The 22,374-nt window shown below is 52.7% G+C and carries 18 protein-coding genes, 4 tRNA genes and 1 pseudogene; 5 read left to right on the forward strand and 18 right to left on the reverse strand.

Annotated features, from left to right (window positions below):
• Positions 1 to 215: 215 nt before the first annotated feature.
• The gene (locus JTP09_RS01170; protein ID WP_204876136.1) at positions 216 to 848 is read right to left on the reverse strand and encodes a GNAT family N-acetyltransferase; all 633 of its coding nucleotides are present in this window, start codon (positions 846 to 848) and stop codon (positions 216 to 218) included.
• Positions 849 to 3,671, reverse strand: a complete 2,823-nt coding sequence (gene polA, locus JTP09_RS01175; RefSeq protein ID WP_204876138.1) for a DNA polymerase I — start codon at positions 3,669 to 3,671, stop codon at positions 849 to 851.
• Between the two features lie 132 nt (positions 3,672 to 3,803).
• On the opposite strand from polA, the gene JTP09_RS01180 reads away from it, so the two are divergent.
• The 3 genes from JTP09_RS01180 to JTP09_RS01190 all read left to right on the forward strand — a co-directional run bounded on the left by JTP09_RS01180 (position 3,804) and on the right by JTP09_RS01190 (position 5,981).
• Entirely contained in the window at positions 3,804 to 4,292 is a 489-nt protein-coding gene (locus JTP09_RS01180; protein ID WP_204876139.1) for a PaaI family thioesterase, read from the forward strand.
• A gap of 148 nt (positions 4,293 to 4,440) precedes the next feature.
• Complete coding sequence (locus JTP09_RS01185; RefSeq protein ID WP_204876140.1) at positions 4,441 to 5,706, forward strand: dicarboxylate/amino acid:cation symporter; 1,266 nt, start codon at positions 4,441 to 4,443, stop codon at positions 5,704 to 5,706.
• A 122-nt stretch (positions 5,707 to 5,828) separates the two neighbouring features.
• Positions 5,829 to 5,981: a hypothetical protein gene (locus tag JTP09_RS01190; RefSeq protein ID WP_204876141.1), complete on the forward strand. Its 153-nt coding sequence runs from the start codon at positions 5,829 to 5,831 to the stop codon at positions 5,979 to 5,981.
• A 138-nt stretch (positions 5,982 to 6,119) separates the two neighbouring features.
• Here the strand turns inward: JTP09_RS01190 and JTP09_RS01195 are convergent, their stop codons facing one another.
• The 3 genes from JTP09_RS01195 to pyk all read right to left on the reverse strand — a co-directional run bounded on the left by JTP09_RS01195 (position 6,120) and on the right by pyk (position 9,336).
• A complete protein-coding gene (locus tag JTP09_RS01195; protein WP_204876142.1) occupies positions 6,120 to 6,725 on the reverse strand; it encodes an ANTAR domain-containing response regulator in 606 nt (201 codons plus the stop codon).
• Positions 6,726 to 7,655: 930 nt separating this feature from the next.
• Positions 7,656 to 7,737, reverse strand: a tRNA-Leu gene (locus JTP09_RS01200).
• Between the two features lie 129 nt (positions 7,738 to 7,866).
• Positions 7,867 to 9,336, reverse strand: coding sequence for a pyruvate kinase (gene pyk / locus JTP09_RS01205; protein WP_204876146.1), 1,470 nt, complete (start codon positions 9,334 to 9,336; stop codon positions 7,867 to 7,869).
• Positions 9,337 to 9,660: 324 nt separating this feature from the next.
• On the opposite strand from pyk, the gene JTP09_RS01210 reads away from it, so the two are divergent.
• Entirely contained in the window at positions 9,661 to 10,245 is a 585-nt protein-coding gene (locus JTP09_RS01210) for a flavodoxin domain-containing protein (protein WP_204876147.1), read from the forward strand.
• 11 nt (positions 10,246 to 10,256) lie between these two features.
• Here the strand turns inward: JTP09_RS01210 and JTP09_RS01215 are convergent.
• Positions 10,257 to 10,508 (reverse strand): annotated as a pseudogene (locus JTP09_RS01215) (hypothetical protein); the annotation flags it as partial.
• Between the two features lie 537 nt (positions 10,509 to 11,045).
• Between JTP09_RS01215 and JTP09_RS01220 the strand changes: the two are divergent.
• Entirely contained in the window at positions 11,046 to 11,786 is a 741-nt protein-coding gene (locus tag JTP09_RS01220) for a hypothetical protein (protein ID WP_204876150.1), read from the forward strand.
• Positions 11,787 to 11,890: 104 nt separating this feature from the next.
• Here JTP09_RS01220 and JTP09_RS01225 read toward each other — a convergent pair whose 3' ends face one another.
• The 12 genes from JTP09_RS01225 to JTP09_RS01280 all read right to left on the reverse strand — a co-directional run bounded on the left by JTP09_RS01225 (position 11,891) and on the right by JTP09_RS01280 (position 21,907).
• Positions 11,891 to 12,508 (reverse strand): DsbA family protein, encoded by a 618-nt coding sequence (locus JTP09_RS01225; protein WP_204876154.1) that lies wholly within the window; start codon positions 12,506 to 12,508, stop codon positions 11,891 to 11,893.
• A 128-nt stretch (positions 12,509 to 12,636) separates the two neighbouring features.
• A complete protein-coding gene (gene clpX / locus JTP09_RS01230; RefSeq protein WP_204876155.1) occupies positions 12,637 to 13,923 on the reverse strand; it encodes an ATP-dependent Clp protease ATP-binding subunit ClpX in 1,287 nt (428 codons plus the stop codon).
• A 213-nt stretch (positions 13,924 to 14,136) separates the two neighbouring features.
• The gene (locus JTP09_RS01235) at positions 14,137 to 14,814 is read right to left on the reverse strand and encodes an ATP-dependent Clp protease proteolytic subunit (protein ID WP_239478542.1); all 678 of its coding nucleotides are present in this window, start codon (positions 14,812 to 14,814) and stop codon (positions 14,137 to 14,139) included.
• A gap of 32 nt (positions 14,815 to 14,846) precedes the next feature.
• Positions 14,847 to 15,470 (reverse strand): ATP-dependent Clp protease proteolytic subunit, encoded by a 624-nt coding sequence (locus JTP09_RS01240; protein ID WP_204876156.1) that lies wholly within the window; start codon positions 15,468 to 15,470, stop codon positions 14,847 to 14,849.
• A gap of 227 nt (positions 15,471 to 15,697) precedes the next feature.
• Positions 15,698 to 16,453: an ATP-binding cassette domain-containing protein gene (locus tag JTP09_RS01245; protein ID WP_204876158.1), complete on the reverse strand. Its 756-nt coding sequence runs from the start codon at positions 16,451 to 16,453 to the stop codon at positions 15,698 to 15,700.
• Entirely contained in the window at positions 16,450 to 17,517 is a 1,068-nt protein-coding gene (locus JTP09_RS01250) for an iron chelate uptake ABC transporter family permease subunit (protein WP_204876159.1), read from the reverse strand. Before JTP09_RS01250 ends, JTP09_RS01245 begins: the two co-directional genes overlap by 4 nt.
• Entirely contained in the window at positions 17,507 to 18,493 is a 987-nt protein-coding gene (locus tag JTP09_RS01255; RefSeq protein WP_204876167.1) for an ABC transporter permease, read from the reverse strand. Before JTP09_RS01255 ends, JTP09_RS01250 begins: the two co-directional genes overlap by 11 nt.
• 91 nt (positions 18,494 to 18,584) lie before the next feature.
• On the reverse strand, positions 18,585 to 19,598 hold the full coding sequence (locus tag JTP09_RS01260) for a siderophore ABC transporter substrate-binding protein (RefSeq protein WP_240333886.1): 1,014 nt from the start codon (positions 19,596 to 19,598) through the stop codon (positions 18,585 to 18,587).
• Positions 19,599 to 19,951: 353 nt separating this feature from the next.
• Positions 19,952 to 21,259, reverse strand: a complete 1,308-nt coding sequence (gene tig, locus JTP09_RS01265; protein WP_204876169.1) for a trigger factor — start codon at positions 21,257 to 21,259, stop codon at positions 19,952 to 19,954.
• Between the two features lie 123 nt (positions 21,260 to 21,382).
• A tRNA-Pro gene (locus JTP09_RS01270) sits at positions 21,383 to 21,457 on the reverse strand.
• Between the two features lie 261 nt (positions 21,458 to 21,718).
• Positions 21,719 to 21,804 (reverse strand) — tRNA-Leu (locus JTP09_RS01275).
• Positions 21,805 to 21,836: 32 nt separating this feature from the next.
• Positions 21,837 to 21,907, reverse strand: a tRNA-Gly gene (locus JTP09_RS01280).
• Between the last annotated feature and the right edge of the window lie 467 nt (positions 21,908 to 22,374).

Consider the following 22,374-nt stretch of genomic DNA (forward strand, 5'->3'; position numbering starts at 1 on the left):
GCGTTCGCGAGGCGATAAAGGGCGAGTGGTTCACTCTGTACCGAGGTTTATTCGGACAATTGCGCGCGTTAATAACACGCACTTTTCAATAGTAGGGGTGCGCGTTAGTTTTAATCAATGTTTTGGGGCGTGTTGCTGTGTGAGTTTGGTGCGAAACACACTGGCAGAGCGAGAATAGACGGCAATCCGCGCGTCCGGGTGTGTCGCACCACCCTCTAGCTAAGATCTGCGGGGGTGATGAACATTGACTGCCAACCAGTGAGCGGTTCTTTGGGAATGATTTCTTCTTCGGTGTGGCTACCGTAGATTTCGAACCCGCGGCGCTGATAGTTGGCGAGCGCATGAGCGCCATCTAAGGTGCAGGTGTGTACCCACACGCGTTTGACCGGTGGCAGGGGGTGGCGAGTGTGCAGGTCCCAGGCTCTGTTCACCATCGCGGTGAGCAGGGCGCGTCCGAGTCCTTGCCCGTGAGTGTTTTCCAGCAGACCGAAGTAGAGAATCTCGGTTTCGGTGTGTGCTTGCCTGTTGGAGGTTTCAACGTGAGCGGCAAGTTGGCAATAGCCGGAGGGTGTTCCGTTGACGGTCAGTAGCCAGATTTCGGCGCCTGCTTCAGCTAGTTCGTCTGCCCATTGTTGAAAGCTCCAAGTGAGGCGTTCGTACCAGCGCCAGGGCCCGCCCACCGCGGAGTAGAGCCAGCGGGCGAGTTCTGGGGTGGGGTGCTCGACCCGTTCCAAGCGCGCATTTTCGGGCAGAACAGCCTCCCCCTTATCGGCAGGTGCTTGAAGCATCTGCAGATAGGTAATGGTTACATCTTGCGCGCGGGTTTCTATCTGAGTTTTATCTGCCATTTAGTGACCAGCCTGGTGCCAGGATGCGCCGGTGCCGGCTTGTACATCAAGGGGTACAAGCAGTTCGATAGCACCGCTCATCTCTTCTTCAAGCAGACGAGCTGCCTGTTCTTCTTCACCGGGGGCGACTTCGAGAATCAGTTCGTCGTGAACCTGTAGCAGCATGCGGGTTTGCAGCTTTTCAAGACGCAGGCGCTCATGCACGTTAAGCATGGCGACCTTCATAATATCTGCCGCTGTTCCCTGAATGGGAGCGTTGAGCGCTGCGCGTTCGGCGGCTTCGCGACGCTGACGGTTAGAAGTGCCAAGATCAGTCAGGACGCGGCGGCGGCCAAACATGGTCTCTGTGTAACCGGACTTGTTGGCGTCTTTCACGGTGTTACGCAAGAAACGCCCTACCTTGCCAAAACGCTGGAAGTAGTTGACCGTGAGCTTTGATGCTTCTTCAACGCTGACGCCCAGCTGCTTGGAGAGACCAAACTTAGTCAGACCGTAGGCAAGACCGTACGACATTGCCTTGACCTTCGCGCGCATTTCCGAGGTTACCTCTTCGGGTTCTACGCCGAAGACCTGGGAGCCAACAAAGCGGTGGAGGTCTTCACCATCACGGTAGGCCTGCACTAATTTTTCGTCGCCTGAGAGGTGCACCATGATGCGCATTTCAATCTGTGAGTAGTCGGCAGTTAGTAGGATGCTGTAGTTAATACCGTCCACCGCTGCGGGGTCGACTACGAAAACGTCACGAATCTTACGCCCCTCTTCGGTGCGAATCGGGATGTTCTGCAGGTTGGGCTCAATGGATGCAAGACGACCGGTGGTGGTGGCATTTTGCTGGAAGGTGGTGTGTACGCGTCCGTCTGCTGCCACAGCTTTACCCAGTCCCTCAACGGTCTGCTTGAGTTTGGTGTAATCACGGTAGGTGCCCAGTGCCTGCAAGAAATGAGCACCATCTGAATCGGGGCTGATATTCAACAGCAAATCAGCCATCGACTCAGCATCTGTGGAGTAGCCGCTCTTGAGCTTACGAGTCTTGGGTAAATCGAGCTCTTCAAAGAGAACCGCCTGCAGCTGCTTGGGCGATCCCAGGTTCACTTCGTGACCAATGACCGCAAAAGCAGCCTCTTTGGCACGCTGAATATGAGTGTCGTAGTAGCTCTTGAGCTCCCCCAGCACCTCGGTGTTCAGGGCAATGCCGTGGCGTTCCATCTCAGCCAAAACCTTAGCTAGGGGCAGCTCCATAGTTTCTACCAGAGCCAGCTGCTCTTGAGCGACCAAATCGGCGTGAAGAGCGTAGGCAAGCTCAAGCACAAAACGTGCAACTAGCCCCTGGTAGGCGGTGTTGACAGCAACATCAGGGGCGAAAAGATCCCCCTGCGATGGCTTAGTCTCAGCTTCTTCTTGCGGGAAAGAGTCGAGCAGGTATTTTTCGCTGAGCTCCTGCATCATCGCGGTGAAGCTGCGCTGCTTAGCGGTGGGAATGAAACCGCACACATAAGAACTGAGCATAGGGTCGTCAACAACGCCTGCAAGCTCAAACCCTCGGGCAGCAAAGTTCTTGTACTGGGATTTAACGTCAAAAACAATCTTGGCAGCGGCGGGGTCAGCCAACCAGTCAGCCAGAGCGGTTTCTAGCTCCGGGGAGATTTCTACAGCATCAATCCAAGCGGGTTCAGCGCCAGCAAGCAGCACCATACCCAGAATCTGCTTCTCGTGGGCGTTGCCCGCCTCAGGTGCATCCGTATCGAGTACGGGGTGCAGAACAATAGCATCCGCTAAACGTTCGGGCACCTCAGTAGCGCGTTCAACCGCAGCGATATAAGCAGATGCACCCTCCAACCAGGTGCGCAATTCAGCGGCAGTGGTGATTGCCTGTGTCTCACCCATCGTCATATCAACCTGAGCTGCCGCCTCGGCTTCACGCCCGGCAAAGGTTTCAGCAACGCGCTTGCGAATGGTGTTAAATTCGAGCTCATCAAAAAGTTCGTTCAGCGCTTCGTGGTTAGGGCCGAAGTCATCCATGTCTTCAAGGCTGATCTCCAGCTCAAGATCATCCACCAGGCGGTTGAGCTGGCGGTTACGCAGCACGGCGTCTACGTTCTCGCGCAGAGCCTCACCCTTCTTGCCCTTAATCTTGTCTTTGTTCTCCAGTACGCCCTGCAAATCGCCGTACTCGTTGAGCCACTTGGCCGCAAAGCCGGGGCCCACGCCCGGCACGCCGGGCAGATTATCAGCCTGTTCACCGGTGAGCGCCGCAAGATCAGGGTAGATATGCGGGGCAACCTTATACTTCTCTTGAATCTCAGCAGGACCCATACGGCGGATACCCTTAGAAACACCAGAAGTCACCGGGTAGAGCAGGGTCACACCGTCGCCGACCAGCTGAAAGGAATCACGGTCGCCAGAAATAATGAGCACCTCAAAACCTGCGTCTTTGCCGCGGGCTGTCATGGTGGCAACGATGTCATCAGCCTCATAGGATTCCTTGGTAATCCACGGAATATTCAAAGCCTCAAGAGCTCGCTGAATCAGCTCAATCTGCCCCGCAAATTCAACGGGGGTCTCATTGCGTCCACCCTTGTATTCGCTGTACTGTTCAGCGCGGAAGGTCGGACCAGAAAGATCAAACGCCACCACAATATGAGTGGGGTTCTCAGCTTTAATCTGCCCTAAAAGGGTGTTCAAAAAACTGTAGACAGCGTTGGTGTATTGCCCCGAAGATGTCTGAAAACTCTCAGGGGGTACACCGTAGAAAGAACGGAAAGCCAGTGAATGACCGTCAATAAGGAGCAGGCGGCCAGTGGGTTCTTGAGTATTTGAAGTCATCACGGGGTCAATCCTACCCGCTTACCCAGCATCGATGCACCCGATATTCTCCAAAGCACATGAGGTTCACCCCGTACACTTAAGGCTAGATTCTTATCTCCTTTAAAACCCTCCATGAAAGCGAGCACCGTTATGTCTACGCCCCATCTCTCCCCCGATTTCACCGACCAGCTCAATCGCCACGGAATCCCCCAAGAACTGCACGAACATTTGCGTGCAGTAGGTGTGGGGTCGCTGGTTGAGAAGTTGGGCATTGTCTTTAGCGAATTCACCGCAGAAAAAACAGTTGCCACTATGCCCGTTGCGGGCAACACCCAGCCCTACGGTCTTTTGCATGGGGGCGCATCCGCCGCTTTGGTTGAATCGGTTGGGTCTTTCGCCGCTAATCTACACGCGGGAGCAGGACGCGCCGCTGCCGGGGTGGATTTGAATATCACCCACCTGCGCCCCGCACTATCGGGCACTGTGACTGCCACCTGCACCGCCGTCAAATTGGGCAAAACCCTCTGCGTTCACAGCGTTGATATCGTAAACGATGCTGGCAAACTCATCGCAACCGGTCGCATCACCAACGCCCTCATTGACCTGCCGAAGTCAGCCAGTGTTCCCCACGTGCCCTAAGCAAAGTTTCAGAACCCTAAGGTGCGCTTATTCACACCTCTCTCATATGGTGATGCCTGAAGTCTCGCTCAGAGTTGATACCGATTAGGATTAAGCGGTAAATTCCGCAAGGTTTCAGCACCTTGCCACACATCTCCAAGGAACTTCTATGAAGAGAATCCCTCTGCTCGTTTGGATCATCATCGCCATCGCCTCCGGTGTGCTCATTGGTTCATTCACCCCAGGCATCATCAGCGGCGTCAACGGTGCTACCGGCTGGGCACTACCCACCGACCTCGTTGTTCAGCTTTTTGTTTCATTCTCCACCGTATTCAGCGCTTTCTTGAGCTTCGCTATTCCGCTGATTATTATCGGGTTCATCGTGCCGGGCATCGGTTCGCTCGCCAAGGGCGCAGGTAAGCTGCTGGGCACCACCCTCGGTTTGGCCTATTTCTCCAGCGTGTTTGCAGGTTTTGTGGCAATCACCGTTGCTCTGCTGATCTACCCCACCATTTTGAAGGGGCAGCGCCTCACCTCTTTTGAGAACCCCGAAGAGTCACTCTCAGCCGGTTACCTCACCTTCACCCTTGATCCAATTATGTCGGTCATGAGCGCCCTGATTCTCTCCTTCATCCTCGGTCTTGGTCTTACCGCCCTGCCCAACAAGAACCTGTTGGGTATCTTCCAGGACTTCCAGACCATCATCGAAAAGCTGTTGAGCTACGTCATCATTCCCCTGCTGCCCGTACACATCGTGGGTGTCTTTGCGAATATGACCCTTGCCGGTGAAGTTGCCATGATTCTGCAGGTCTTCGGCAAGGTATTCATCATGGTTATTCTACTGCACTGGACTATGCTGCTCATTCAGTACACCGTTTCAGGTGCCATCACTAAGCGCAACCCCATCACCTTCTTGAAGAACATGATGCCTGCCTATTTCACCGCTTTGGGCACCCAGTCATCTGCGGCAACCATTCCTGTAACGGTTCGCAGCGCTAAAAATGCTGGCGTTTCGGGTCGTATCGTTGATTTCGCAGTGCCCCTGTGCGCTAACATCCACCTCTCAGGTTCGATGATCACCATCACCTCCTGCGCCGTAGCGGTGCTGTACATGACCAACGGCGACCTTTCTCTCACAAGTATGGTTCCCGTGATTCTGGTGCTCGGTGTCATGATGGTTGCTGCTCCCGGTGTACCCGGTGGCGCTGTGATGACCGCAATCGGTCTGTTGCAGTCCATGCTCGGTTTCGATGAGTCAATGGTGGCTCTGATGATCGCCCTTTACCTGGCTCAGGATTCTTTCGGTACCGCAACCAACGTCACCGGTGATGCCACGATTGCCGCGGTCACCGAAACCATCGCCAAGAAAATCGGTGCTCACAATGATGACGATGAAGCTGCCTACCTCGAAGAAACAGCGGCTGTAAAGGCATAGTTCTTCACTTCAAGACCCTTTTTCAGCAGACCGCCCCGCCACGCACTCCCTCAGTGCGTAGCGGGGCGTTTTATTATTCCCTAGAATTAGTTGAGATAAAAAACGCAGAAGGGCATTAGATCATGAACAAACAACTTTTAGGACGCATCGCCCTGGTTCTCACTATTCTGTGTGTGGTGATCGCTGTGCAACGCGGCGGGCTGTGGTGGCCGGTCACAGCTTTGGGCGCAGCGATAACGCTCTGGGGCACCTCCCCCGGCGCGTCCGGCGATTAGCGGACGGATGCGTCCGCCCTGCAAGGGGCTAGTCTCATAGGGTCTTTAGACACTAGAGTCTGCCAAGCAAAGCAAAGCAGACACAATAATGCTCCCCACTACATGTGAGGGAGCATTACTTATATACCGTGGCTGGTCTTATGAAACCTGGTTAACGATGGTCTCAGCAACTTCACGCATTGAGAGACGACGATCCATAGAGGTCTTTTGAATCCAGCGGAAAGCCTCAGGTTCAGTGAGCCCCATCTTGGTGATAAGCAGCGACTTAGCGCGATCAACGACCTTGCGGGTTTCAAACTGCTCCTTAATAGAGCTAACCTCTTTTTGCAAGGCAAAAATCTGCTCGTAGCGGCTAATGGCTACCTCAATAGCGGGAATCAAATCATTCGGAGTGAAGGGCTTGACAACGTAAGCCATAGCACCGGCTTCGGTGGCACGGTCAACGAGTTCTTTCTGACTGAAAGCTGTCAGCAACACCACAGGGGCGATCTGCTCTTTGGAGATAGCCTCAGCTGCTGAGATGCCGTCCATAATAGGCATTTTGACGTCCATGAGCACCAGATCGGGGCGGTGCTCACGCGCCAGCTCAACAGCAGTCTCACCGTTATCAGCTTGCGCGACAACCTGAAACCCCTGGCTTTCAAGGATTTCAACAATATCGAGGCGAATCAGAGCCTCATCCTCTGCCACAACAACAGTGCGCGGTTCCGCTTCCAGGGCTTCTGGAGTAGTCTTCTCTGACATCACTCTCTCCTGTAAGAATTACGAATTAAACAAACTATATCTATTCTTACATGCCACGTACCAAATATAGGCGTATTGCTTATTATGAAAGCGGTGGGGTGTACCACCGTCAGCAGGACGCAGCGCCCCTCGTCTTGCAAGAGCACATTTGATAATCTCAGGTGCTGTGTATCGCCACGGAACAATGAGCGTTGCAGTAACACAGCACATTGTCCAAACGACGAGTACGGCATGAAGCCCCAGCCAACCTACAAGCAAGCCTCCAGTTGCTGGCACAAGAACAAGAGATAAACTTGATCCACTTGAAAGGGCAGTCACGACCCCGTCTTGTTCACCCTCTGGTATTTTCTTAGCGACTAAAGACATCTGGGCGGAGGTCACAATTATTCTGTATCACAGCGGCAACTGATACGAGAAAAACTAATGCTGACATGTGGTCTGCGGCTATTGCCATCAGCAGCACGAGGGCTAATTGAGACACCATGGCAACGAACCATATATTTCCAACAGGATATAGTCTTTGACATGCGCCGGCACTGGGCGAGTAAAAAAGAGCTGGCATCAAGGTTAAAAAGAATAAATATAGCGTCACGAGAGACGGGCCGACGCGTAGTTGAAAGTTTATAAGAATCGCAGTGAGAGCAACCCAATTACCGACCATCGATACAGTAGACCCTAATATCAAACGGTGACCGTTCTTCATAGATCGACTTCACGCCCGCTACCACGATGTAGCAGTGATTAAGAATGTGCGCCGTGTTTGCTTGCCTGTACCTGAGTCTCACCAGGTGACTGCCCAGGTGGTATTTCCGTCTTTTCGAACACGTTTTCTATTGCTTGCCATTCTTAAATTATGCACTCGTGTCAACAAAAAACCCTCTCTTGTCAACAAGAGAGGGTTCATATGCCGTCTGACTAGGCGTTTTATTGTGCCCAAGGTGGGACTCGAACCCACACATGTTTCCATACTGCATTTTGAGTGCAGCGCGTCTGCCAATTCCGCCACTTGGGCTTTACACAACGTGCATCCACTACTTTACACAAGTTTTCCCGAAAACAAAAATTGGCTGGTCACCAAACCCCGTGACGGGGTGAGTGACCAGCCATTTTATGCTCTTACGGCTCTAGTAGCTGTTGAGTTTTAGTCGTGGAAAGGACCAACAGTTGAGCGCCCCTGCGGAAGAACCGCACCAGCATCATCGAGGTCACCCACACGGTGAACCTTCACGAGGTTGGTTGAACCAGCTGATCCGGGAGGTGAACCGGCAGTGATAACTACGAAGTCGTTTACCTTTGCCTGACCAGTTTCGAGCAGGTGACGATCAACGAATGAGGTGATTTCGTCGGTGTTCTTCGCGCGCGGTGCGTCGGAAGCCTGAACACCCCAGAGCAGGCTCATGAAAGCGCGCACGTCGCGGTTGGGCGAGAAGGCAATAACGGGGCGTGCAGGACGCAGACGAGCCAAGCGACGAGCGGTATCACCTGATTCGGTGAACGCAACAATCTGACTAACCTCAAGCTGGTCAGCAATGTTCACAGCCGCGCGGGTAATAGCACCGCCACGGGTCTTAGGTGATGTGCCCAACTGGGGAACACGCAACATGCCACCCTTTTCGGTGGACGAGATGATACGTGCCATGGTCTGAATGGTGATAATGGGGTACTTACCCACTGAGGTTTCGCCGGAGAGCATCACAGCGTCAGCACCATCAAGAATAGCGTTCGCGCAGTCTGAGGCTTCAGCGCGGGTGGGGGTCGGGCTCTGAATCATGGTTTCAAGAACCTGAGTTGCCACAATAACGGGCTTCGCCCAGCGGCGTGCGAGTTCAATCGCGCGCTTCTGCACCAGGGGAACCTCTTCAAGCGGGAATTCCACACCGAGGTCGCCACGGGCAACCATGATGCCGTCAAACTTATCGACGATGTCCTGCAGATTATCTACAGCTTGGGGCTTTTCAACCTTAGCAATGACCGGAATACGGCGACCTTCTTCGTCCATGATTTCGTGAACACGAATGATATCTTCACCCGAACGCACGAAGGAAAGTGCGATGATGTCTACGCCCAGGCGCAGAGCGAAACGGAGGTCGTCCTCGTCCTTTTCTGACAGAGCGGGAATCGATACTGCAACACCGGGCAGATTCAGGCCCTTATTGTTAGATACAGGACCACCAACAACGACGCGGGTGGTAACGGTGCGCTCGTCAACCTCTACAGCTTCGAGGCGAATCTTACCGTCATCGACCAGCAGAATATCGCCGGGGTTTACGTCACCGGGCAGACCCTTGAAGGTGGTGCCTACGATTTCTTTGGTGCCAGGAACATCGTCGATGGTGATTTTAAAGGTATCGCCGGGTTCGAGGATTTCAGCGCCGTTTTCGAACGTTGCAAGACGAATCTTGGGGCCCTGCAAGTCTGCGAGAATCGCTACGTCTTTGCCGAGCTTTTCGCTCTGCTCGCGGATGGTCTTGTAAGAAGTCTCATGGACGGTGTGGTCACCGTGGCTCATGTTGAGGCGGGAAACGTTCATGCCCGCTTCAATAGCTTCTGCAATTTTATCGGGAGCAGAGATAGCCGGACCAATGGTTACAACAATTTTTGCACGTCTCATGTATTCAACCTTAGTAAGTTAACGGTGTTATACAACTGAGTCATTGAGTTCTATAAGCAGAGTTCATCGATTGTTTACCGAGTAATAAAACCCAGCAAGTTCGCATACAGCCATGAATGACCCAACATTGTTACTTTCCAGTATATGGGATTTGTGGGCAACAAAGCTAGGAGAGGAAGGATTTTTCGGCAAAAACTCGACAAAAGACAACCAAACCCACTATTTACCACACCAATTCACAACACGCCCCGCCTAGCACCGTCCATGAACTGCTCCCAGCACTAAAATAAGTATTGTTAATACCATATAAAGAAGGTAGCTCCTGTGTCTTTTTCAGCTCCAGTTCTCATTCTCTACGGTTCAACCTACGGTCACACCGAAAACTATGCTCGTTGGCTGCAAGAGAAACTTGCAAACGCAGGTTTCGCCCATACAACGACCCTCGCTATCAGTGATGTCGATGAAGATGCTCTCACCGACACGAGCATCGTAGTAGTTGGCACCTCAGACTACGGTGGGTTCCTCAACGGTGCGTCTACCCTGCGTAAGTTCCTGCCGCAGCTAGAAAACAAAAAACTCTTTTTCTTCACCGTCTCCTTCAACGGGCTTGTGGGATCAACCCGAGAAAAACTCGATGAGAAGGTTGTCAAGAGCTTCACCCCGGCTCTAGTAGCGACTGCACCTACCTTCCATTTGCGCGGCGGCTTAGACCATACCCGCCTCTCAACCACTCACAAGACAGTTCTGCAGGGTGTACGTGTAGCGCTGAGCACCAAACTGAAAAAGAACCTCGGCAACCAGCAAATGCTTGAGAGTTTCAGTCAGGGCAAAGCCGACTACTCGGATCCAGAGAGCCTTAATCCTCTGGTTCAAACAATCGTTGAAGCTCAAGATGCATCTGCTTCCTAAGGCGCAGAGCACCAATCAACCACAGCGCGGAAGAACTCGTCAGGAATCTGCAACAGAATACCGGCACCATCACCGGTACCTTCATCAGCGCCCACCGCACCACGGTGCTCCAGACGGCGCAGGGCAACCAGAGCGTGATCCACAATATCGTGACCTGCCGTACCGCGAAGGGTAGCAATCATGGCGAGACCGCAGGCGTCCTTCTCAAAATCAGGATTATACAAACCGGTGGCTTCAAGAATCACCGCGAAGATTTTAAACAGTGGGGGGCTGTTGCGCCTACCATCTGGTTATCAGTCAGGCGTAAAGCTCGTTTCTCTCTACAAAACAGGCGTGTGCCCAGATCAATTGCACAGTGTCTCTTGCGAGAATATCTTGCGATGCGTGCCCCAGCATCTTGTGCTGAGGGCAGATACGGGAGGGTGCAGACGAGTACTTAGCTTCCCAGCTAGAGTGGAGCCGCGCCATTGCAGCGTGCGGGTGAAAATCTGCTATCGCCTTGCACAGGTAAAGGGGGTAGTTTCATCTGTAGGGCTGAGACAAAGACACAAGGTTTTTAGTGTGTGTGATGCTAAAAACGTGTGCCCACACAGTGAGTTAGGTATAACTCGAGGTGTTTCTATAGTGCCTAACCTAAGTTACGCCCGCGTAAAATCAGTGTTTCCTTTCTCATATTTCGATATTTTTTGCCCGTTGCATCTCTGCGCTGGGTTGTGGTGGGGCTTTGCTGCTAGTAGCTGAGGGGTGTTCCGAGGTGTCTGCGTCAAGCTACATCTTCGGTGCGGGAGTAAAGTAAAACTATGCTTTCGATAACCTCGCACAATCTGCTTCAGCTCACCCGCCCTACCCCGGATTTTGGTGGTCTTGTGCCTTCTCTCTACTGCAGTTGGGCAGTGTGGGCAGAGCAGGACGTGAGCGGCAACTGGTACCTTCCACCCGACTTTGACCGCGCGTCCGCCCTTGAATTCCCCGTACACCAACCCGACGCTGAATTCCCGCGTGAGCTGGTGCAGCAGCTGCACACTCGCGCTATTTTTGTGGGGCTGGCTCCCGGGGAATCGGGGCTCAGGCGAGTAGCTGGAGTCGACGACTGGCTACCTTTTCACGCCCCCGGACGCTCCCGCGACGATCGAGTCGCCGAGGCACTGCGTGGTACCCCGCTCTGGGGCTCATTCATGACCGACTTGTTGCCACTGATTCACCGCGACAAATCGCTATTGCTCTCAGGCTGGTTGAAAGATCCGCGCAACACTGCTGAAATCACCGAGAACTTTGCGGCATGGGAGTGGCTAGTGCAACAAATCGGAGCGCTTACGAATGAGAGTAACCGCACTCCGCCCATTCTCTGCTTCGGAGCGCAAACCTACGCCTATGCCCAACTTTTTCTCACCGGCAACAAACGTCTAACCGCACGTGAGTACACTGTTATAAAACTCGATAGCTACTCCCCTGCCAACCGAAAAATTAACACGGTCTCCTACCGCGATCTGGTAATCCAAGCACTTGAGATGGCCGCACCTGAGCTTTTGGAAGAACCGTAGTATGAGCGGCGGTTATTGCTTGGCAGGCGACAAATAAAACTGTTGCTACACCGAATAACAGCGCAACAGCAGCCTTGAAAATTATGGGAGCTACTTCATCAGTTTTAGTTCTTGTTGAAGATCGGTTCGACGGTGCGGGAGCGCTTTAGTTCGAAGAAACCGGGGTATGAGGCAAGAGCCACAGCTGCGTCGAAAATCTTGCCAGCTTCTTCGCCCTGCGGTGCCGGTGATATGACTGGGCCGAAGAAGGAGCTACCGTTCAGCGCGATAATGGGAACACCCACATCGTCACCGACCAGGTCAAGAGCAGCGGCATTTGAATCGACTAGAGCCTGATCGTATTCATCGCTAAAGCCTGCATCTACCAGCTCGGCAGGTAACTCAACGGTCTCAAGTGCCGCTACCAGCGCATCCTTGTAGTCGTTAGTCTTATTCTCGTTGTGGTGAATCTCGGTGCCAAGAGCAGTGTAAAACTCCCCCACCGTGCCGGGGAACTTCTGCGCTACCGCTACGGCAACGCGGGCAGGTGCCCACGAGCGGTCCATAGCCGCGCGGTAGTCTTCAGGCAGATCGCGACCTTTGTTCAAAGTTGAGAGCGAGAAAGGGTGCCAGTTCACCTCAATGTCGCGGATTTTCTCAACGTCGACAATCCAGCGCGAGGTAATCCAGCACCAGGGGCAAGTCGGGTCAAACCAAAAATCAACGGTATTTTTCTCGGACATTGTACTCCTTACGCCTGTTATAAACATTTCGCGTTCAAACCGGCGCGCCACGCTCTCATCGAGTCTCACCTGCCAATTTCAAAGCTATCGGGTGTAACGGTAACCACTCTGCTTTTATTCCGGCGACCCTAAGCACTTTTGAGTTTTTGGCGCTCGGTGATGAGCGTTGCTTCTTTAGCTCCGGTAACGACCTCGCCGTCAATAACCACAGCAATAACATCATCACGGCTGGGCACCTCGAACATGACGGGCTGCAAAACGTCTTCAAGAATAGCGCGCAGCCCGCGAGCGCCGGTATCACGGGTCATCGCGAGTTTGGCTATTTCACTGATGGCGCTGTCTTCAATAATCAGCTGCACATCATCGAGAGCAAACATACGCTTGTACTGCTTCACCAGGGCATTCTTGGGTTCGGTCAGGACGCGCTCAAGATCTGCCTGCCCCAGTTTCTCAAGGGAGGTGAGCACCGGCAGACGACCAATAAATTCAGGAATGAGACCAAATTTAAGGAGGTCTTCAGGTAGCATCTGGCTAAGGATGTCTGACTGCTCTGATGCCTGTTCGATGGAGGCACCGAAGCCTATTCCTTTGCGTCCGACGCGCGCACCAATAATTTCTTCGATTCCTGCAAAAGCGCCAGCGGCGATGAAGAGGATCTTAGAGGTATCGATGTGAAGGAACTCAGTTTGAGGCTGTTTGCGGCCGCCCTGGGGAGGTACTGCTGCCTGGGTACCTTCAAGAATTTTGAGCAGTGCCTGCTGGACGCCCTCGCCCGAAACGTCGCGAGTAATCGAGGGGTTCTCAGCTTTACGGGAAATCTTATCAATCTCGTCAATATAGATAATGCCGTTTTCAGCACGTTTCACATCGCCGTCCGCTGCCTGAATGAGTTTGAGCAGAATGTTCTCGACATCCTCACCCACGTATCCAGCTTCGGTTAGCGAGGTGGCATCGGCAACCGCGAAGGGCACATTAAGTTTTTTCGCGAGGGTTTGCGCCAGATAGGTTTTCCCTGAGCCGGTGGGCCCCACGAGCAGAATGTTTGATTTGGCAAGTTCTACGTCTTCACCGTCGGTAGCTCGCAGTAAGGCAGCGTCCATAACAGGGTTAGATGAGGCTTTAACGCGCTTGTAATGGTTGTAAACAGCTACAGCAAGAGCCCGCTTGGCGGCTTCTTGACCGATGACGTAGGTCTGCAGGTGGTCGAAAATTTCACGCGGAGTCGGTGGAGTCTCAAGGGTAAATTCTGGATGCTTCTGCTCACCAAACTCCTCAACGAGAATCTCGTTGCACAGCTCGATGCACTCATCACAGATGTAAATATTGGGCCCTGCAATGAGCTTTCGTACCTGTTTTTGGTTCTTGCCGCAGAAGCTACACTTCAGTAAATCTGCGCTGTCACCTATACGTGCCATCTACAAACCTTTCATACCGCCTCGTACCCTCTACACAGTACCGCTTTCGTTCAGCTTCACCAAAGCCTTGCGGTAAGCTCCACAAATATTGCGAGTTCTTGCCCTTTGTGACGGTGTTTTGCTGCCGAGACTTCGCACTCAGGCATATCAATGGCGCCGGTTCTCTTCACTCGGTGAAGAAAACCGGCGCCACTGCGTGGGTCTTACCAAACTCTAGCTGTAGTTATCAGCCTTGTTGATAGCGGGCTTTTTAGCCTTGCGTGATTCAAGTACCTGATCAACCAGACCGTATTCCAGTGCCTGGTGAGCGGTCATAATCTTGTCACGCTCAATATCGCGGTCAACATCTTCAGCGTTCTTGCCGGAGTGCAGAGCCAAGGTCTGAGCAGTCCACTCACGCATACGCATAACTTCGTTAGCATGAATCTCAATATCAGATGCCTGACCGCCCTGCTGACCGCCCAAAGCGGGCTGGTGAATCAAAACGCGCGCATTCGGCAGAGCCAAACGCTTGCCAGGGGTGCCCGCAGCCAGCAAGGTAGCAGCAGCAGAAGCAGCCTGCCCCAGGCAGACAGTCTGAATTTCAGGGCGAATGTACTGCATGGTGTCGTAAATAGCAGTCATCGCGGTGAAAGAGCCACCGGGTGAGTTGATGTACAGGGTGATATCGCGATCAGGATCCTGCGATTCCAGTACCAAAAGCTGCGCCATGATGTCATCAGCTGAAGCGTCATCCACCTGGGTGCCCAAGAAAATAATACGGTCTTCAAAGAGCTTCGCATAGGGATCTTGACGCTTGTAACCGTAGGGGGTGCGCTCTTCAAAACTGGGCAACACGTAGCGGTCGGTAGGCATACCAGCAGGTGCCTGAGAGTAAGGGTTGTAGATCATCAAAAAATCTCTCTCTAGTGTTCTTCAGGCTCTTAGCGAGCGACCTGAGTGGTGGTTGCAATGTGGTCAAAGAAGCCGTATTCAAGACCCTCTTCAGCAGTGAACCAGTTATCGCGGTCATTATCTTTGAGAATGGTCTCAAGAGTCTGACCGGTGCGCTCAGCGGTAATCTCACTCAGACGCTTCTTCATATCAAGAATCAGTTCGGCCTGAATGCGAATATCAGTTGCGGTACCACCCAAACCACCGGAGGGCTGGTGCATCAGAATGCGAGCGTTCGGGGTAGCGTAACGCTTACCCTTAGCGCCTGCAGTCAGCAGGAACTGACCCATGGACGCTGCCATACCGGTGACCACGGTGACAACGTCGTTGGGGATCAGCTGCATGGTATCGTAAATAGCCATGCCAGCAGTGACCGAGCCACCGGGTGAGTTGATGTAGAGGTAAATATCAGCTTCGGGGTCTTCTGCAGAGAGCAAGAGCATCTGTGAGCAAATACGATTAGCGTTGGAGTCGCGGACTTCTGAACCCAACCAGATAATGCGTTCTTTGAGCAGACGGTTGTAGATATAGTCGTCCTGACCGCCCATGGGAGTTTCCATCACGGGTGTTGGTGAGGAGCTCGATGCCTGAATAAAGGGCAAGAAATTGGTCATTACTGCCGTACCTCTCGTGTAAGTGAATAAGCTAAGTCTGCGCACCGGTAAACCTGCCGGTTACCCACACCGCTCTATATTCTTCATTGCCTAAACCTTAGCCCATCTGGTGGGAGCACGTCAGGTTGTAACCGGTACGTTCGCTGTTGGCTCAGATACCGAACTCCAGCCAGAGGCTCCCTCGCCGTAGGAAGGCTCCGTTGCACGCCTCAATCACGTGTCAGTCACTAGTGGTAACAAGCAAGCGGACCGGCCGGGCCCTCAATCACCGTGATAGGGGTGTTAAAGATATCGGTGAGAAGATCGTCCTTCATAACGTTCTCAACGGTATCGAGCACCACCACTTTGCCGTCCTTAACCGCGCAAATATGATCAGCGTAGCGGGCAGCAAAATTAATATCGTGCAGCACCACCACAATAGTGCGACCGAAAGCAGAGGCAGCCTCTTTAAGGTGCTGCATCATCTGCACCGAATGGGCAATATCAAGATTATTCAGCGGCTCATCCAGCAGCACGTACTCAGTTTCCTGAGTCAGTACCATCGCCACGTAAGCACGCTGACGCTGACCACCCGAGAGCTGGTCAAGGTAGCGATTCTCCAACTCCCCCAGGTTCAGAAAATCAATATAGCGAGAGATGATTTCCTCGTCCTTAGCAGTTAATCTGCCTTTGGTGTAAGGAAAACGCCCAAAGCCCACCAGCTGACGCACAGTCAGCTTGGTGACAAAATGATTTTCCTGGCGCAAAATCGAAATAACCTTTGCAAGATCTTCAGACTTAGTACTGCCCACATCAAACGATGCCACCTGAATGGCACCCTCATCAATATCGAGCAGACGCCCCACCATAGTCAGCAGGGTTGATTTACCCGCGCCGTTAGGGCCCACCAGGGCGGTGATGCCACCGGCAGGAATCTGCACATCAACAGGACCAATAGAAACTTCAGTGCCGTAGCGCTTAGCCACGCCCGCAAGAGTAATCACAGGCGTCCTTTCTTCAAAATAACAATCAAAAAGACAATGCCGCCCACCAGCTCAATCACGATGCTTACCACGCCCTGGGCGTAGAAAACGTGCTGCATCAAAAAGTAGGCAACCGTCAGCACCATGTAAGCGATCAAAGCCGCCATCGGAATCACATAGCGGTGGTCAAAAGTATCAGCAAACTGATAAGCAAGAATAGCCACTAAGAACCCCAAGAAAGTCATGGGCCCAACCAAAGCAGTAGAAACAGCCATCAGAATAGACACCAATACCAGCATGAACAGCGAGTGACGACGATGGTTCACCCCGAGATTCTGCGCGACGTCCTTACCCAGCCCCAGCACATTGAGATTGCGGGAGTTCAGATAAATCAGCAGTGTTGAAGCAAGCACTAGGGGCAGAGCAATCGGGTAGTACTCGGGGTCAGCATTATTAACCGAACCGAACAACCTGGCAGTAAGAATATCGAACTCGCTGGGGGTGAGCATGCGCTGCATAAAAGTTGAGACAGACCCCAACCCGCCACCGATGACAATACCCACCAGCAACATAGCGTGCATATTCGCGTTCTTGCCCGTGAGTAACCACGAATACAACAGCAGCGACAGCAGAACCATCAGCACCAGCTGAAAAACGAACATCTCGGTATTACGAGCGGCAATCAACCCCGCCGAACCAAAGAAGTAGATGGTTGCGGTATGAATCGCTGTATAGAGGGACTGAAAGCCCATAATCGAGGGGGTGATAATGCGGTTATTCGTGACGGTCTGAAAAGCTACCGTTGCTACCGCCTGACTCAGCGCCACCACACCCATAGCGGTTACCGCCGAAGCTCGTCGTTCAGCAATCAACCAAAAACGCTCACTACCAAAGGGCATCGGGTTTTTATAGGCTAGCAATCCGAGGGTGGCGAGGGCGCTCAGCATCAACAGTGCCACCATGATTATGATGTAATTGCGCCGCGCTTTAGGGGTCGAGAAAGCACCAGCACCGCGGTTAGCACGTACGGACGCCGGTTTTTGGGCAAGGGGCTGCGCATCGGGGGTAAAAAGATTAGCGGACATTCTTGCGCTGCCTCACAATCATTGCAATAAAGACGAGGGCACCCACAATACCGAGAACCACCGAAACAGGCATTTCAAACGGAGAAATAATAGTGCGGGCAATCAAATCGCAGACTGTTACAACCGCGATACCAGTCAGGCATACCCAGGGTAAGTTGCTACGCAAATCATCCCCGCGAATCATGCTGACGATGTTGGGCACAATCAACCCCAAAAAAGGCAATGAACCAACGACCACAGTGACAACGCCCGTAGAGATAGCTATAAGGGCAGTGCCGATCAGCAACAGACGTTGGTAGTTCAATCCGACGTTTGTTGCAATTTCTTCGCCCAGACCTGCAACCGTCAGCCGGTCAGCGTAGAAGAAAACAGCGACTACAACGCCCAGCACCAGCCACAGCACTTCATACTGACCCACCATAACCGAGGTGAAACTACCGGCAAACCACACGCCTAGGTTCTGCAAAAGATTGGTCTGCAAAGCAAAGAAAGTAGACACCGAACTCACCACCGCGCCCAGCATGATACCCACAATCGGCACAATCAGTGACGACCGCAAAGAGACCTTACGCAAAAAGGCAAAGAAAATCATTGCTCCCACAAAAGAGAAAACAACAGCCCCCACCATTTTCACCAAAATACTAGAGTTAGGCGCGAAAAAAAGCACCACAAGCAGACCCAAACCCGCCCACTCGGTAGTACCCGTTGTGGAGGGCTCCACAAACTTGTTCTGCGTCAGCAACTGCATGACCAGCCCAGACATCGCCATCGCAGCACCCGAAAGAATAAGAGCCACAGTACGCGGAATACGAGTATTCGCGAACATCTGTGCACCGTCCTCGGCACTAAAGATGCTGTACTCACCGGTAAATATCGAGACACCAAGCAGCGCCACCACCGCCGCTGTTCCCAGCAGCAACTTAACATCAAACAGTTTCCTACTGGTGCGGTCATCTCGCACCGCAGTCTTACTCATGGGTCTCCTCAGGCTCATGCAAACGCCGTTAAGGAGCCACCCCGCAAGCGCTGGGTAGCTCCTTAACGTAAAGCTCTATGGGTTAGGGGAATTACTTAGCGTTCTCAAACGCATCAGCCATCGAGTTCAAAACCTCAGTATAGGTAATGATGTTCTCGTTGGTGTAAGTATCACTAGGCGCATACACGACCTTGCTGTCTTTGAGGGCGGTAACGTTCTTCAACGCAGCATTCTCTTCAAGCACGGTCTTAGCAGGTGCAGCGTCCTTACTTACAGCAGCGTCACGATCAAGCACCAGCAACCAGTCAGGGTTAGCTTCAGCAATAGCTTCAACGCTAATATCATCGCCCTGGTGGTCATCTGATGCATTCTCAATTTCAAGGGCAGGGGTCAGGCGCACCAGATCAAAGATAGGACCAAAGAAACGCCCCTTACCCGGCGCTACATAACCAATTTCGCCGCCCGAAACGTTCACGCCCATGACGGTCTTTTCAGAATCGTAGGCATCCTGAGCGCGCTTAAGCGCTGCATCGAAATTATCCACAAGCTTCTGAGCTTCGTCCTGCTTGCCAAAGATTTCGCCCAGCGCCAAGGTATGACGCTTCAACTCAGCATCCAGCTTTTCACCATCGCGGGGCTCGAACTCAAGAATGGTTGCGTCAGGGTTCAAAGTCTTGATGTCTTGGTAGAAAGAGGTGAAACGCTGACCGTTAATAATCAGATCAGGGTTAGCTGCTGCCAAAGCCTCTAGGTTGGGCTCACGGTGGTTTCCAATGTCAACGATGTTCTCATCGTTCTTGTAGCCCTCGATGGTAACGGGAATCAGCGGCTTAGGCGCTGCAACGAGCTTAATGCCCCAGCTCTCAAGGATTTCGAAGCTGCGGTTATCGGTTGTAACCACTGCCTGAGGTGAAGTGCTGACCTCGTGGGTGCCGTAGTTATCTTCGATAGTGACAGTTTTTGAGGTAGCTTCTGATGCTGCGCTTGAGACGCTATCTGCAGCTGATGACGCGGTATCTGATGCGTTTTCCGCAGCACCTGAGCAGCCAGCCATAGCAAGCATGAGACTTGCTGCAACAACAGAAAGAGTGAGACGTGATTTCACCAATAACTCCTGAAGAATAAGGTTTAGTGTAGTACCTACGAGCCAGTTTAGGCTTACCTAAGTCAGCCTACAGGCTCACCGGTGTTATTAACAAGTCAAAAACCGGCGTGTTCGGTAATTAAGTTATATTTTTTTACCCTATTTTCTGGCAGCAGCCACCGAGCGCACGGACGCGTCCACACCAGAAAAACATCGGCACAGTTCCACGCGCGCCCCCTAACGCCTCAGCCCGAGCATCACAGGGAGCCACTCCAGCGCAGAAAACATCCAAAAAACTCAGAGCCCCTTCGCATGCGCGAAGGGGCTCCGAGTCTAAGAACTTAGATTAATCTAGCGGCTGTCTTTAGCTGAAATTATTCAGCTGACTCTTCACTGTTTGAGGGGCTCAGGTATGAAGAAAGATCAATGGTGTTGCCCTCTGAATCCTTAACCTCCGCCTTTTCAAGCACGGTTGCCAGCGCCTTTGAGCGACGTACTTCGCCCACCAGCATGCCAGCCTGACCTGAACCGTCCAGCATCTGTGCGAACTGGTTGGGATCCATACCGTACTGTGATGACATGGTGATGATGTAGTCAATCAGCTCTGCCTGCTCAACACCGATTTCTTCCTTCTCAGCAATCGCATCGAGGATGATTTCGTTCTTGAAAGCACGCTCGGTGTTCTCACGAACCTCTGCGCGGTGCTCATCAGTGTCGTGGTCAGCATCAGCCTGGGAGTTGTTGAAGTGCTGGTTCATCTGCTCTTCAATAACCTTTTCGGGAACGGGGATTTCAACCATTTCAACCAAAGCGTCCAGAACCTTGTCGCGTGCCTCAGCGCCCTGTTCAGCTACCTTTGAGTCAGCAGCCTGCTTCTCCAAATCAGCCTTGAGTTCGTCGATAGTGTCGAATTCTGATGCCATCTGAGCGAAATCATCGTCTGCCTCGGGCAGTTCGCGTTCCTTCACAGCAGTAACCTTGACCTTGACGGTTGCGGAGTCACCGGAGTGCTCGCCACCAGCCAAGGTGGTCTCGAAAGTTGCGTCCTCGTCAGCTGACAGACCGGTCAGAGCCTCGTCAAGACCTTCAAGCATGGTGCCAGCGCCCACCTGGTATGACAGGTCGTTTGCTGAGTCAACTTCTTCACCGTCGATTGAAGCGGTCAGGTCGATGGTTACAAAATCGTCCTTAGCCGCGGGGCGGTCAACAACCTTGAGGGTGCCAAAGCGACCACGCAGGTTATCAAGTGCCTGCTGCTTATCGTCTTCGCTCACCTCAGCCGCTGCAACCTCAACCTTGAGACCTGAGTAATCAGGCAGTTCAATCTCGGGGCGAACAGTAACCTCGATGGAGAGCTTCACGTCTGCTTCGCGGTTGTTCTCTTCAGGCTTTGAAATGATGTCAAGCTCGGGCTGAGCCAGGGGGGTCAGGTCATTCTCAGCAAGTGCCTGCGAGTAGTACTCGTTCAAGCCTTCATTGAGAGCGTTTTCTACGATGAAATCGAAACCCGCGCGCTGCTCAATGAGCTTCTTAGGAGTCTTACCCTTACGGAAGCCGGGAACCTGGATCTGCTGAGCCAGTGATTTGTAGGTGCGATCAAGGTAGGTCTTGAACTCTGAGAACGGTACCTCGACCTCAATCTTTGCGAGGGTCGGGTTGAGCTTCTCGACGGCAGTCTTCACGTCCGTGGATCTCCTGATAGTTGTTGGGAAGCAACACCCAATAGGTGCTGGATGCTGCACTGAAATAATGTGCTGATACAAAGAAACCCGCACCTACTGTGCGGGTCTCATTTGCATCTCACGTCGGGGTGACAGGATTCGAACCTGCGATCTCCTGCTCCCAAAGCAGGCGCGCTAGCCAAGCTACGCCACACCCCGCCATATTTGCACAAGGCGTTTTCCAGTGTACCGTGTTTTTTCATTTTTTCATACTTAGGGGCGGACGCGCCCTCAAGGTTCTCACCCCCAGCCGGTGGCACGCGTCCACCCCGCCTGCCCAAACCCCCACACCGAGATCCTGATTAATCGTCGAGTTCCTGTTTTAAAACAGGATTTCAGCAACAAATCAGGATCTCGGCGGAAGGAAGATTTAAAAACAAGGAACCCCGGTCACTGATTCAGTAACCGGGGTTTGATTTGTGCGCGAGGGGGGACTTGAACCCCCACCCTCTAATACGAGGACTAGCACCTCAAGCTAGCGCGTCTGCCTATTCCGCCACCCGCGCAAGGTGACCAACAAGTTTTACCTTGCCAGCAGAGGGGATGACGGGAATCGAACCCGCGTAATCAGTTTGGAAGACTGAGGCTTTACCATTAAGCTACATCCCCACTATTCAGTTTTCATCCGCTTGGGACTCATCTAGTAAACCAAGCTCAACCCCGCATGTCAAATCAGGGCTACACCACCGACCATAATAAGCGGAACTACCTGCACCGTCTTCATCGCATTACCCCAATAATGCTAGCGAAAATCAGGTAGTCCTGCTCCCCTATGTGTTGCTGATGACTCTTTCACTCAGCTACTTTTTATGCCCGGCGATTTCTTGTTTTCGGCGGTGAAGTCCAAGACCATGCATCCATTAATGGTACCGGCAGTCATTTCCTTGAAGACCTCCGGTGCCTCGTTAACGCCGCGCAATTGCACCACGGGAATCACGAGACCGCGAGTACCAAAATCAAAGGCTTCGGCAAGATCTTGGCGGGTACCTACCAGCGAGCCGACGACGCGGATGCCGTTGAGTACCAGCGACGATGGTGTATTTAGCTATACCAACCCTCGAAGAACCATGCAACAT

Origin of the sequence: Rothia sp. ZJ1223, from assembly GCF_016900985.1 — a bacterium.
GTDB lineage: Bacteria > Actinomycetota > Actinomycetes > Actinomycetales > Micrococcaceae > Rothia.